This is a genomic window from Fulvimonas sp. R45 (assembly GCF_030504985.1).
In the GTDB taxonomy this organism is placed as follows: domain Bacteria; phylum Pseudomonadota; class Gammaproteobacteria; order Xanthomonadales; family Rhodanobacteraceae; genus Rhodanobacter_A.
In genome coordinates this window covers 32795-45345 of the sequence record NZ_JASERU010000004.1, presented here as the reverse complement: position 1 = coordinate 45345, position 12551 = coordinate 32795, and the positions used below count along the sequence as shown (strand labels likewise).

Annotated in this window: 11 protein-coding genes; 5 read left to right on the top strand and 6 right to left on the bottom strand. The window is 64.5% G+C overall.

Annotated elements, in window-relative coordinates; translation table 11 throughout:
• Positions 1 to 18: 18 nt before the first annotated feature.
• The 6 genes from wbpD to QMK61_RS04735 all read right to left on the bottom strand — a co-directional run bounded on the left by wbpD (position 19) and on the right by QMK61_RS04735 (position 6826).
• A complete protein-coding gene (wbpD, locus tag QMK61_RS04760) occupies positions 19 to 603 on the bottom strand; it encodes a UDP-2-acetamido-3-amino-2,3-dideoxy-D-glucuronate N-acetyltransferase (RefSeq protein ID WP_302070839.1) in 585 nt (194 codons plus the stop codon).
• Between the two features lie 10 nt (positions 604 to 613).
• The gene (locus tag QMK61_RS04755; RefSeq protein ID WP_302070837.1) at positions 614 to 1567 is read right to left on the bottom strand and encodes a Gfo/Idh/MocA family oxidoreductase; all 954 of its coding nucleotides are present in this window, start codon (positions 1565 to 1567) and stop codon (positions 614 to 616) included.
• A 16-nt stretch (positions 1568 to 1583) separates the two neighbouring features.
• Complete coding sequence (locus QMK61_RS04750) at positions 1584 to 2594, bottom strand: NAD-dependent epimerase (RefSeq protein WP_302070835.1); 1011 nt, start codon at positions 2592 to 2594, stop codon at positions 1584 to 1586.
• A 20-nt stretch (positions 2595 to 2614) separates the two neighbouring features.
• Positions 2615 to 3892, bottom strand: a complete 1278-nt coding sequence (gene tviB / locus QMK61_RS04745) for a Vi polysaccharide biosynthesis UDP-N-acetylglucosamine C-6 dehydrogenase TviB (protein WP_302070833.1) — start codon at positions 3890 to 3892, stop codon at positions 2615 to 2617.
• 249 nt (positions 3893 to 4141) lie between these two features.
• Entirely contained in the window at positions 4142 to 6343 is a 2202-nt protein-coding gene (locus QMK61_RS04740; RefSeq protein WP_302070831.1) for a polysaccharide biosynthesis tyrosine autokinase, read from the bottom strand.
• Between the two features lie 45 nt (positions 6344 to 6388).
• Positions 6389 to 6826: a low molecular weight protein-tyrosine-phosphatase gene (locus tag QMK61_RS04735; protein WP_302070829.1), complete on the bottom strand. Its 438-nt coding sequence runs from the start codon at positions 6824 to 6826 to the stop codon at positions 6389 to 6391.
• Between the two features lie 359 nt (positions 6827 to 7185).
• Here QMK61_RS04735 and QMK61_RS04730 point away from each other — a divergent pair, with 359 nt between their 5' ends.
• From QMK61_RS04730 to QMK61_RS04710, 5 genes are all read left to right on the top strand, one after another.
• Positions 7186 to 7488, top strand: a complete 303-nt coding sequence (locus QMK61_RS04730; RefSeq protein ID WP_302070827.1) for a hypothetical protein — start codon at positions 7186 to 7188, stop codon at positions 7486 to 7488.
• Between the two features lie 100 nt (positions 7489 to 7588).
• Complete coding sequence (locus tag QMK61_RS04725) at positions 7589 to 8701, top strand: polysaccharide biosynthesis/export family protein (protein ID WP_302070825.1); 1113 nt, start codon at positions 7589 to 7591, stop codon at positions 8699 to 8701.
• A gap of 178 nt (positions 8702 to 8879) precedes the next feature.
• Positions 8880 to 9515: a YjbF family lipoprotein gene (locus QMK61_RS04720; protein ID WP_302070823.1), complete on the top strand. Its 636-nt coding sequence runs from the start codon at positions 8880 to 8882 to the stop codon at positions 9513 to 9515.
• On the top strand, positions 9512 to 10291 hold the full coding sequence (locus QMK61_RS04715; protein ID WP_302070821.1) for a capsule biosynthesis GfcC family protein: 780 nt from the start codon (positions 9512 to 9514) through the stop codon (positions 10289 to 10291). The genes QMK61_RS04720 and QMK61_RS04715 overlap by 4 nt, the downstream gene beginning before the upstream one ends.
• Positions 10288 to 12441 carry a YjbH domain-containing protein gene (locus QMK61_RS04710; protein ID WP_302070819.1) on the top strand — a complete coding sequence of 718 codons (2154 nt, stop codon included), beginning with the start codon at positions 10288 to 10290 and terminating at the stop codon, positions 12439 to 12441. The genes QMK61_RS04715 and QMK61_RS04710 overlap by 4 nt, the downstream gene beginning before the upstream one ends.
• Positions 12442 to 12551 lie beyond the last annotated feature (110 nt).

Sequence of the window (12551 nt, the reverse complement as noted above, 5' to 3'; positions counted from 1 at the left end):
GACCAGGGCGTTGCCTGGTCAGGCTCTTTCGATCTTGTGGAGCACGCCGTTCTCGAGCACGTAGCGCGCCTGTGTATGCGAGCACACGGCTTCGCCATCGCCCCGCAGAGGCAATTCCAACTGCTCGCCGAATTCGCTCATCCAGCCGATCTGGCGCGCCGGCACGCCTACCATCAGGGCATAGGCGGGCACATCCTTGTTGACCACGGCACCAGCGCCAACAAAGGCGAATTCGCCAATGGAAACCCCGCAGACAATGGTGCAATTGGCGCCCAGCGTGGCGCCCTTCTTCACCAGCGTGTCGCGATATTCGTCCTTGCGCTCGATCAGCGAGCGCGGGTTGTAGACGTTGGTGAACACCATACTGGGGCCGCAGAACACGCCTTCTTCCAGCGTCACGTTGTCGTAAACCGACACGTTGTTCTGGATCTTGCAACGGTCGCCAATCGTCACGCGATTGCCGACAAACACGTTCTGGCCCAGGGAAACGCCTTTGCCGATGCGCGCACCCGCACAAACGTGCACGAAATGCCACACCCGCGAACCTTCGCCGATCTGCGCGCCCTCGTCCACGATGGCGCTGGGATGCTGGTAATGCGTCATGGCCTCCACCTCACCCCACCACCTGCTTCAGGAACGGGTGATAGTCGCCGCGCGCACCTACCGGCTGCGCATTGCGGATGGTGGAAACAGCGGTGATGGCCGTGCGGTTGTCTTCCAGACCGTAGCCCTCGCCGGCAAGGATGCGCTCGTAGCTGCGCGTGTGCAGATCGGTGAAACCACCGGAGAATTCGATCTCTTCGCCATCCACCGTGATCGAGCGGTAGGTGCGCTGCCCCGCCAAGCGCTGGGCTGCGGGTACGTCAGCGACGTCTACCGAAAGGAACCAGCGCACCCGGGCATGCTCGTACTCAAGATAGCCGGCAGCCTTGGTATCCGCAGAATGGTGCACGACATTGCCCTGCAGCTCGCCGAAAATGAAGTGCAGCATGTCGAAGAAGTGCACACCGATGTTGGTGGCGATGCCACCCGACTTCTTGACGTCGCCCTTCCACGATTGCAGGTACCAGTGGCCACGCGAGGTCACGTAGGCCAGGTCCACCTCGTGCTTGGTGTCCTTGCCCGCACTGCGCACTTTTTCCCGCAGAGCCACGATGGCCGGGTGCACGCGAAGCTGCAGGATGGTGTTGACCTTGCGGCCGGTATCGCGCTCGATTTCGAGCAGGCCGTCGATGTTCCACGGATTGAGCACCAGCGGCTTTTCGCAGATGACGTCGCAGCCGGAACGCAGGCCGAAACGCATGTGCGAATCGTGCAGGTAATTCGGCGAACAGATCGAGACGTAATCAAGCCGGTTGCCGTGGTTCGCGCGGCGCAGTTTGTCCACGTGCCGGTCGAAACGCTCGAATTCGGTGAAGAAGTCGGCATCGGGGAAATGGCTGTCGATGATGCCCACCGAGTCGTTGGGATCATAGGCAGCTACCAGCTTGTTGCCGGTGTCCTTGATCGCCTGCATGTGACGCGGGGCAATGTAGCCGGCGGCGCCGATCAGACCGAAGTTCTTCATTTTTTAGCCTGCATAGTTATTTAGTGTAGAACTGCTCATACCACTGCACGAAGTTGGCTACGCCTTCCTGCACCTGCACCTTTGGCTGGTAGCCAACTGCATCAAACAATTCGGAAACATCCGCCTCGGTGTCAGGCACGTCACCCGCCTGCAGCGGCAGCATTTCCATCTTTGCCTTGCGTCCGAGGCATTGCTCCAGCACCTCGATATAACGCAATAGCTCCACCGGCTCCTGATTGCCAATATTGAACAGGCGATACGGCGCCACGCCACTGCTGGCGGGGTCGGGAGCATTGGCGTCCCAATCGGAATTTTTCCCCGGCGCACGATCCAACGTGCGGATGACCCCCTCCACGATGTCATCCACATAAGTAAAACTGCGCTTGTGATGGCCGTGGTTGAACACCTTGATCGGCTCGCCTGCGAGGATGGCTTTGGTGAACAGGAACAAGGCCATGTCCGGCCGTCCCCACGGACCATATACCGTGAAGAAGCGCAGGCCCGTACTGGGTATCCCATAGAGATGCGCGTAGCTATGGGCCATCTGCTCGTTGGCCTTCTTCGTGGCGGCATACAGGGTCAGCGGATGTTCCGTACTCTGGTGCTCGCTGAACGGCATCTTGCGATTGGCGCCATATACCGAGCTCGTGGATGCAAACACCAGATGCTCCACGCCATGATGGCGGCAGCCCTCCAGGACATGCAGGAATCCGGTGACATTGCTGGCCACGTAGACATGTGGGTTCTGCGCCGCATAGCGCACACCCGCCTGTGCCGCCAGATTGATGACGCGTTGCGGCTTGTGCGTGGCAAACACCGATTCAATCGCAGCACGGTCGGCAAGATCCGCCTGAATGTGCGTATAAGCCGGCTTATCCATGAAGCGCGCTAGGCGCGCCTTTTTCAGGTTGACATCGTAATAGTCATTCAGACTGTCGATGCCTACCACCTCGTCCCCGCGCTCCAGAAGCTTGAGCGCCACGTGCGAGCCGATGAAGCCGGCGGTGCCGGTAACCAACACTTTCATGCTATCGATCCTGCTTGTACTCAAAGACGGCCATCGGCCTCGCCACGCGGCAACACGCACTTGACGTCATAGAGCACGGCAGCTGGCTTGCCCAGCGCACGGATTCCACTGGCGCCCAACGCTACGAACTGCTCATGCCCTACCGCTATGACCACTGCATCGTAGGTGCCTGCCTGTGGTTGCTCTACCAGTTCAATGGCGTATTCGTGCCTTGCTTCGTCGGCATCCGCCCAAGGATCAAACACATCGACGTTTGCGTTGTAGTCCCGCAGAGACTGGATGATGTCCACCACTCTGGTGTTGCGCAGGTCCGGGCAGTTTTCCTTGAAGGCCAGCCCCAACAACAGAATGCGTGCGCCGACAGGATTGATTCCCTTGCGCACCATCAGCCGTATCACTTCGTTGGCGATATACGGCCCCATCCCGTCATTGGTGCGACGCCCGGCGAGGATCACATCTGGGTGGTGGCCAACCTCTTGCGCCTTGTGCGTGAGGTAGTAGGGATCCACGCTTATGCAATGGCCACCCACCAGGCCCGGACGGAACGGCAAGAAGTTCCACTTCGTGCCCGCGGCTTCCAATACTTCCAACGTATCGATACCGAGCTTGTTGAATAGCATGGCCAGATCGTTGACCAAGGCGATATTGAGGTCACGCTGGGTATTCTCGATGACCTTCGCAGCTTCGGCCACCTTCAGCGAACTGGCCTTGTGCGTGCCGGCAGTGATTATGCTGGCATAAAGCTTGTCCACGAACTCGGCGACGTCGGGCGTGGAGCCCGACGTCACCTTGCGGATGGTGGTGACACGATGCTGTTTGTCGCCGGGATTTATCCGCTCGGGGCTATAACCGACGAAAAAGTCCTGGTTGAACTTCAGGCCTGACTCGCGCTCCAGCAAGGGAACGCATACCTCCTCCGTGCATCCCGGGTATACCGTGGATTCGTACACAACCACGTCTCCGCTCTTCAGCACCTTGCCCAGGCTTGTGCTGGCCTTTACCAGCGGCGTCAGATCGGGGCGCTTGGCTCCATCGATTGGCGTAGGCACGGTAACGATGAATACATTGCATCCCCGTAGCACCTCTAGGTTCGAGGTATAGCCAAGGCGGGCGGCCGAAGCGAGTTCCTCGGCCGAGGTTTCCAAGGTGTGGTCGATGCCGCTGCGCAGCTCCTGGATCCGCTTCTCGTTGATGTCGAAGCCCGTGACGTCGAACTGCTTGCCGAATTCCACTGCCAGTGGCAGGCCGACGTAACCCAGGCCGATGATCGCGATCTTTGCGTTGTCCAGTGATTGCATGGTGTATCCGTTGTCCTGGTGATCTGCTGGGATGGAGGACAGGCGCGGCAAGAGCCGTCACCCGAATTCCGAAATGTGATTCTCGTCACAAATTCGGCATTTCGGAAGTGGCTGGCCATCTTCCTTGCAGTGCCTGGGCTTGCTCCCTCCCGCCTCCCCTGCGGACAGGTGGGGAGTTGTCGTGCCTTCGCCCACGATGTGGGCGAAGTCTTGCGTGTGTAAATTGCAGTAATGCGACCTGCCGGCTGGTTACCTGGCCGCTTTGTACTCGTAGTAGCCGTAGGAGTAGTAGCCGGCGCTGCGCTTCTCCACCGCGTTGAAGATCGCACCTTTGATCTGAACGCCGTTCTGCTCGAAACGCTGCTTGGCCAGGGCGATTTCTCGCGCCTGGTTCAGCCCGAAACGCACCACCAGCAGGCTGGTGCCCGCGTGGTGGCCGATCACGGCGGCGTCGGTCACCGCCAGGATGGGTGGGGTATCGATGATGACCAGGTCGTAGAGCGGCAGGATCTGCTTCAGCAGGGTCGTGAACCCTGCGTTCATGAGCAATTCGGACGGGTTCGGCGGCACCTTGCCGCGGGCGATGAAATGCAGCTTCTCCACACCGGCCACCGGACGGACGGCCGTGGCCAGGTCGATCTGTCCGGCAATCAGCTCGGACAGTCCGTTCTCGGCCCGACCGCCCAGCACCTTGTGCTGGCTGCCCTTGCGCATGTCGGCATCGATCAGCAGCACCCTTTGACCGGACTGCGCAATCACCGCGGCCAGGTTCGCCGATACGAAGGTCTTGCCGGCGTTGGGACTGGAACCGGAGATCATCAGCAGGTTGTTCTTGGCCTCCAGCCGGGCGAAATGCAGGCTGGTGCGCAGGCTGCGCAGGGCTTCCGTGGCTAGGTCGGCGGGGTCGCTCACCGCCAGCAGGTGCTGACGCCCGTCGCTATGCCGATGCGGGCCTTGTACCGTGATGCTGCGCTCCTGCTCGCTGAGCGGGATGGAGGCATAGACCGGCAGGCCCAGCTGTTCAATGTCGGCAGGATCTTCGACACCACGATTGAGCATCTGCCGCAGGAAGATGAAAGCCACGGCCAGGAACGCGCCAAGGAAGGTGCCCCCGATCACCACGATGGCCTTTTTCGGCTTCACCGGCTTGGTGACGTCCACCGCCGCCTTGTCGACGATGCGCACGTTGCCGACCGTGCCGGCGCGTGCAATTTCCAACTGCTGCGCCTGGTCGAGCAGGCCGGTATAGGTGGAATTGCTGACCTTCACGTCCTCGGTGAGGCGAAGCAGGTCGCGCTGGGTATCGGGCAGGCTGTCCACCTGCTTCTCCATGCCGGCCTTCTGGGCCTGAAGCTGCCCTATCTGCTGCATCAGGGCCTTGTAGGCAGGATGGTCCTTGGTGAAGCGCCGCTCCATGTCCGCCTGCTGCATCTGCAGTTGCTGGATGCTCGTCTCGACGGCAACGATCTGGTCCAGCAAGCCCTTGGTTTGCAAGGTAATGTCGACCGAGTGGGCCTTGGTCTGGAAGGCATTGAGCGCGGCCTGCGCCTTTTCCAGCTTCTGGCGTACCAGCGGCAGCTGTTCCTTGACGAACCGCAGGCTGTTGGCGGCCTGGGCCGAATTGCGGTCCACGTTCTGACGCACGTAGGCCTCGCTGACCTGGTCCAGCACGGCGGCGGCCAGCTGCGGATCGGCATTTTCATAGGTCAGGCCGATGATGCCGGAATCCTTGCCCTGTTCGCTGGCATTGATCTTCTGCGCCAGGTCACTGAGCGTGGCCAGCTCGCGGTTGCGCACCACATCGAAGCGCATGCCCGGATTGGCTACCAGGGTCTTCACCTGCATGGTCACGCCGTGACCTTTGGCCACCTGTCCCACCTGACCCTGTAACAGCATGTCGCCATCGTCATTCAACAGGGTGTAGGCGCCATGTGCGCCGGCCACCAGCATCAGGCGCCTACCGAGCAGACCGCCCGGGACATCGAGCTGGAATACGTCCAGCACCGATCCACCCCAGTCATCGCGGGCGATACCAAGCCAGGGCGAGGCCACTTCGCCCGGCTTGTCGGGCGAAAAATGGCGGGCGATGAAACCACCGATCAGCGGGAAACGATGCGGCTTCACCACCACGTTGAGGTTGAGGTTGTCCACCGCCTTGCCCAGCACCGAACGCGAGGTGATGATCGCGATCTCGGTGGTGGCTTCGGAGTTGGAGGCGCCCAGTGTCTGGGTAATGGCGCTCAGGCCGGGCAGGTCCGGCACCTTCTGCTCCACCTGCACCATCGCATTGGCCTGGTAGATCGGCGTGGCCAGGATGGCGTACGCCACGCTGAACACGAAAAAGGCCGCAGTCACCACCACGATCAACCACTTGTGATCGATCAGGGTTCCCAGCAGGGCATTGAGGTCGATTTCGTCGTCGCGTGAGGTTGTGCTTTGCGCGGCTGCCATGAAGTTCGCTTTATCGGGTGGAATGAAGAAATACGGCGGAATCGGCTACTGCAGGTAAGGCAGCCAACTGCGGACACCGCGGTCGATCAGCGCAAACACGTGTTCGAACGCCGGCCGCTGTTGTCGATACGGGTCGGGAATATCCCGCGCTTCCACCCACTTGTCGAGCAGGAACAGCTTGCCGCTGGCCTCGGGAGCCAGACGCGCCAGGGCGGCCAGGTGGCTTTTTTCCATCCCCAGGATCAGGTCGAACTCACGCAGCAGTTCAGGACTGACCTGGCGGGCGCGATGCGCCGAGCCATCCACCCCATGCTCGCCCATGACCCGGGCAGCGGTTTCGTCCATGGGGTAGTCGTTCATGGCGGCCAGGCCGGCGCTCCCCACCTCGATGCCCCGGTGCGAGACCTGCTGTCGCAGCAGGTATTCGGCCGTGGGGCTGCGGCAGATATTGCCGACACATACCGTCAAGATCCTTTTGAACACTGTGGCTCGTCTCTCCGATTCGTCACCGGCGCGGCTGCGTCCAGCGACGCGGCGGCATTCCTTTGGGCCGTCGCCGCAGAAGCAATCGTCTCGGCATGGCTGGCAATAACCCGGATCCGCCCCTTGTCGTCCCGGATCCGGCACTCTGGCGGATGCTGGGCGGCGCGCAAAGACTACGCAACACACCCGGTTTGGGCAACGCATCATTCGATGGGCCCGGTACCGCCAGAAACCGAGTGTTGCATGCAGGGCTCGACGCAAAGCTGAACAAGCTGGGCACACCTTCACGACAAGCGGACATTTGCCGTCTGGTTATGGCTATACTCCGCCTGACGTCAACCGCAGGGAGCTCCCTACCCATGAAAACGATGAAGACGCTGCTCATCGCCGTGGCGGCCGCCGGTCTCGCCAGCCAGGCTTTTGCCGCGAAGGCCCCGGCGCAGGACCAGTCGCAGTCCGCCGCCGCTCCGACCGTGCCAGGCGCCGCCGTCGCGGGCCAGGCCTCCAAGGGCACCCTCACCGCTGTCTACATCGGCATGGGCGCGACGGCTGTCGCCGTGCTTGCCGGCGCCACCAGCAGCAGCAACCACGGCAACGAAAACCAGGGCGGCACGGGTGGTACCGGCGGTACGGGTACCACGGGCACCACCGGCACGCACTGAGTCGCTCTCCCCGTGAGAGTCGCATGCATGGCCGTGCCGGATGCGTCCGGCACGGTTTTTCGTGCCCGCATGTAAGGCAGCCAAGGGTTACCGCTCCGCCATGAAGACGCTTCCGCTCCTCGCCATCACCGTCTCCGTCAGCCTGCTCGGCGGTTGTATCTGGGCACCCGGCCAGCACATGTCCACCGGCAAGCTGGTGCGCGACAACCAGGCCGACAACAGTCACGTGCAGCTGGTGCCGATCACCCCGAAGCTGCTGGTGATGGACCAGGCCGCCGGCCAGAGCAACGCAGTGCCTCCCTCGCTCCTGGCCTACCAGCCCGAGCCATATCGCATCGGCGCCGGCGACACCCTGTACATCACTGTCTGGGACCACCCTGAGTTGACCTCGCCCGCTGGCCCGCAACAGCAGCCGCTGGCCAATGGCCGCCTGGTGCGTTCCGACGGCACCCTGTTCTACCCCTACGTGGGACAGCTCAAGGTGGCCGGCATGACTATCGAGGAACTGCGCAAGGCGATCAGCGACAAGCTGGCCACGTATATCGAGAAGCCCCAGGTGGACGTCAGCGTGATCGGCTACGGCAGCCAGCACGTGCTGCTGAGCGGCGCCTTCATGAAGACGGACCCGCAGCCGATCAACGCCGTGCCACTGACCCTGGCGCAGGCCATCGGTACGGCCGGTGTCGATACCAAGGAGGCCAACCTCTCGAACCTCGTGCTGACGCGCGACGGCCAGGCCTATCACATCAACCTGGACCAGCTCGACCATGGCAAGGGACTGGCCGAGAACATCTACCTGAAGGACGGCGACCGCCTGTACCTGCCCTACAACGACCGCCAGGAGGTCTATGTGCTGGGCGAGGTGATGCGCCCCATGGCCCTCCCCTTCAAGACCTCCGACCTGACCCTGACCCAGGCGCTGGGCCGCGCAGGTGGCCTGAACCAGTCCACCTCCAAAGGCAAGGCCGTCTACGTGATCCGCGGCGCCCGCAACATCGAAAGCGAACCCGCCACGGTGTACGAGTTGAACGCGCGCTCACCGTCGGCCTTCGCACTGGCCGACCATTTCAAGGTGCGGCCAGGCGACGTGGTGTTCGTGGGTGCCGCGGGCGTCACCCGCTGGAACCGCTTCCTGAGCCAGGTGCTGCCGCTGACGACCGCACTCAGCACCGCCGCAACGTCCCAGTACTACTTCAATCACAGCAGCAATTGACGGCTGTCGCCGCCTGACGGCGACGCCGCGGCACCCGCCCGGCGTCGCCCTCGCGCTTGATCGAGATCTAGGAATCCACGGCTTGTCACCGGATCACCCCGTCACGACCCGCAGCCCGCAGCCCGCCTTCCGGCGGGCAGTAGCCTGTCCGTCGCTGTCCGGCGTCCTGCGCTGGGGCATGGTACTCGCCGCCGTGGCGCTGGCCGGCTGCACCGCCGTGTCGTCGTCCTCGGCGGATGCGGTGAAGCTCGTCATCGACCGCCACCGGCACCACGAGCCGACCGCCGCCGAAGTGGCCGCCCGGCCCTACTACCAGCTGGAAGCGACCACGCCCGACGGCCACGCCGTGCTGATCCTGGGCAACCTGGACGGTCCGCGCCAGGACTGGTACGGCAGCAATGGCGTGGTGGTGTTCCTGGAGCACGGCCAGGTGGTGCAGACTGCCGGCCTGGCGCAGAACCTGGATGGCCTGCGCCAGGCCGCCGACAACCCGTTCGCGCGCGGCCTGCAGCACCTGAGCGCACCGGTGGACTACGTGCGCCAGGAAGACTGGTCGCCCGGCTACCGCTACGGCGTGCCGGTGCATGCCCGCCTCACGCCGGCCGGCAGTGACCAGCTCACCATCCTCGGCCAGACCCGCAACGTATTGCGCATCGACGAGCAGGTCGACGCCCCGGCTGCCGGCTGGCACGCGACCAACCACTACTGGGTGGACCCCACCGACGGCTTCGTATGGAAGAGCGTGCAGCAGGTCGCGCCCGGGCTGGCGATCACCCTGGTGCAACTGCGCCCCTACCGGGGAACCTCCTCGTGAGGCGGTTCGTCGCCACCTGCTTGGGCCTGGGCCTGGCTGCCGTCGCGTTGCCCGTCGCCGCCATGCAGGTCCGGGTGGGAGGCGCGGTGGAGCACCCGGGCACGCTGGTCGTGAAGGACGGCGCCCGCCTCAGCGACGCCGCGCTGGCGGCCGGCGTGCAGCCGCGCGCCTACCTGTTGGGTGCCGCCTGGCTGCGGCCGTCGCTGCTGGCCGCGCAGCAGCGGCTCAAGGCCGGCGTCCTGTTCGACCTGGACAGCCTGCACCTGCGCGCCCTGCAACGCGGCGATTCCGCCCTGGCAGACACAGTGGGCGAACTGCGCAACGAATTGGCCGCGTTGCCGGTGACAGGCCGTGCGCCGGCCCTGCTGGCGCCGCGCGCGGTCGAAGCCGACGCGGCCGCGAACCGGCCGCTGCTGCCCGGCGACCGGCTGTTCTACCCGCTGCGCCCGGGCACGGTGCGCGTGGTCGGCGCGGTGCAGTCGCCCTGCACGCTGCCGCTTCGCCCCCTGCAGGACGCGCGCCGCTACCTGGCGGACTGCCCCTATGCCGCGCATGCCGACCGCGACTGGATCTACGTGATCCAGCCCGACGGCCACGTGTCCCGCCAGGGCGTGGCGCTGTGGAACCGTTCCGCGCCGCTGTCGTTGGCGCCTGGCGCCATCGTCTACGTGCCGCTGGCGGCACGCGCCACGAAGGCCGTCGACGACACGCTGAACCGCGACGTGGCCGATTTCCTCGCCACCCAGCTCCTGCCCGGCCCGGAAACGGCTCCGTGAAGAAGAAGATGCCCCGCCGCCGCGCACCCGTCCTGCCTGCGCCGTGCCGCCACGCCTGCCTGCTGGCCGGCCTGCTGATCGCCGCACCCAGCCTGGCCGACACCACCCCGACCGGCTACGCGCCCACGCAGAGCGACTGGGGTGGCGCCGGCCTGTGGCAGACGCCGACCGCGCGCATGGCCGACCCCGGCGAGGTGGCCTTCACCGCCAGCCATGCCAGTCCGTACACCCGCTACAACTTCACCCTGCAGCCGCTGCCGTGGCTGGAGGGCATCCTGCGCTACTCGGACATCGGCAATCGCCCGTACGGCCCCGAATCGCTCAGCGGCAACCAGAGCCTGAAGGACAAGTCGATCGACGCCAAGGTGCGGATCTGGCGCGAAAGCCACTGGCTGCCGAGCGTCGCCGTGGGCATCCGCGACCTGGGCGGCACCGGCCTGTTCGCCGGCGAGTACGTGGTGGCCAGCAAGCGCTTTGGCCCGGTGGACGCCAGCCTGGGCCTGGCCTGGGGCTACATGGGATCGCGCGGCGACATCGCCAATCCGTTCGGCTTCATCAGCGACAAGTTCAAGGTGCGCCCGAACAGCCACGCCAGCACCGGCGGCGAGTTCAACAGCCACAACTACTTCCGCGGCCGCGCGGCCTTCTTCGGCGGCATCAGCTACCAGACGCCGTGGGACCCGCTGGTCATCAAGCTGGAATACGAAGGCAACGACTACAAGCACGAACCCCAGAACAACAACCAGCATCAGCGCACCCCGCTGAACATCGGCGCCGTGTTCCGGCTCAACCGCGCCGTGGATTTCAGCGCGGCGCTGGAACGCGGCAACACCGCGATGTTCAGCATCACGCTGCATACCAACCTGGCCGAGCATGCCGCCCCGGCCAAGGTGCTGGACCCGCCCCCGCCGCCGCCCGCACCCGTTGCCGCCCACCGGGCGCCGGAGCAGGTGGACTGGGACAAGGTAAGCCGGGAGCTGCACGACAACGCCGGCCTGCGCGTGTCGAAGATCGCCCGGCGCGGCCGCGAACTGGTGGTCACCGGCGAGCAGACGAAATACTTCTACGGCGCCAAGGCCACGGGCCGCACCGCGCGCGTGCTGGACAACTACCTGGACCCGAGCATCGGCTGGTACACGGTGGAGTCCACCCGCGAGGGGCTGTCCATCGTCGACACCAGCGTGCACCGCGAACGCTTCGACGCCCTGGCCGACCACCGCATCACGCTGGACCAGTTCCGCCTCAGCGTGGAACAGGACGAACCGCTGCCGCAGCACGAGCAGGTGCTGTACCAGCCGCCGCTGAAGCGCTTCGACGGCGGCGCCTCGATCACCTATGGCCAGTCGCTGGGTGGCCCGGACGCCTTCATCCTGTACCAGATCGCGGCCAACTACGAAGCCAATTTCCGCTTCACCCCCAACCTGTGGTGGAGCGGCGTGGTCAGCGCCAACCTGATCAACAACTACGACAAGTTCAAGTACGACGCGCCCAGCAACCTGCCGCGCGTGCGCACCTACATCCGCGAATACCTCACCAGCTCGCGCGTCACCCTGCCCGTGTTCCAGCTCACCGGCACCAAACGGCTGGGCGAGGACTGGTACGGCATGGCCTACGCCGGCCTGCTGGAGAGCATGTACGGCGGCGCGGGCGGCGAGGTGCTGTACCGTCCCTTCGGCGAGCGCTGGGCGATCGGCGCCGATGTGAACTGGGTGAAGCAGCGCGGCTTCGACCAAGACTTCTCGTTCCGCCGCTACCACGTGGTCACCGGCCACGTGACTGCCTATGTCGACACGGGGCTCGACGACGTCACCCTGGCGGTGAGCGCCGGGCGCTACCTCGCCGGCGACTGGGGCGCCACCATCAACGTCTCGCGCGAGTTCCGCAACGGCGTGCGCATGGGCGCCTATGCAACCTTCACCAACGTCTCGGCCAAGCGGTTCGGCGAAGGCAGCTTCGACAAGGGCGTGTACATCTCGATCCCGTTCGACCTGATGCTGCCGCGCTCCACCGTCAACCGCGCCAACATCCTGTGGCAACCGCTGATCCGCGACGGCGGTGCCGCGCTGTCGCGCCGCTATTCGCTGTACACGCTGACCAGCGATCGCGACAGCGACAACTTCAACGACAACCTGCAGATGATCACGGAGTAGTCGCCCGCTTGTCCTCTCCCCCTGCTTGCAGGGGGAGGCCGGGAGGGAGTGCGGGCTTGTCGCGAGGTTGCCTACCCCTCCCCAGCCCTCCCCTGCAAGCAGGGGAGGGA

What these genes read in the sequence shown, in the direction of transcription:
- wbpD (WP_302070839.1), bottom strand. Translation starts at nt 603, where the DNA reads ATGACGCATTACCAGCATCCCAGCGCCATCGTGGACGAGGGCGCGCAG.
- QMK61_RS04755 (WP_302070837.1), bottom strand. Translation starts at nt 1,567, where the DNA reads ATGAAGAACTTCGGTCTGATCGGCGCCGCCGGCTACATTGCCCCGCGT.
- QMK61_RS04750 (WP_302070835.1), bottom strand. Translation starts at nt 2,594, where the DNA reads ATGAAAGTGTTGGTTACCGGCACCGCCGGCTTCATCGGCTCGCACGTG.
- tviB (WP_302070833.1), bottom strand. Translation starts at nt 3,892, where the DNA reads ATGCAATCACTGGACAACGCAAAGATCGCGATCATCGGCCTGGGTTAC.
- QMK61_RS04740 (WP_302070831.1), bottom strand. Translation starts at nt 6,343, where the DNA reads ATGGCAGCCGCGCAAAGCACAACCTCACGCGACGACGAAATCGACCTC.
- QMK61_RS04730 (WP_302070827.1), top strand. Translation starts at nt 7,186, where the DNA reads ATGAAAACGATGAAGACGCTGCTCATCGCCGTGGCGGCCGCCGGTCTC.
- QMK61_RS04725 (WP_302070825.1), top strand. Translation starts at nt 7,589, where the DNA reads ATGAAGACGCTTCCGCTCCTCGCCATCACCGTCTCCGTCAGCCTGCTC.
- QMK61_RS04720 (WP_302070823.1), top strand. Translation starts at nt 8,880, where the DNA reads ATGGTACTCGCCGCCGTGGCGCTGGCCGGCTGCACCGCCGTGTCGTCG.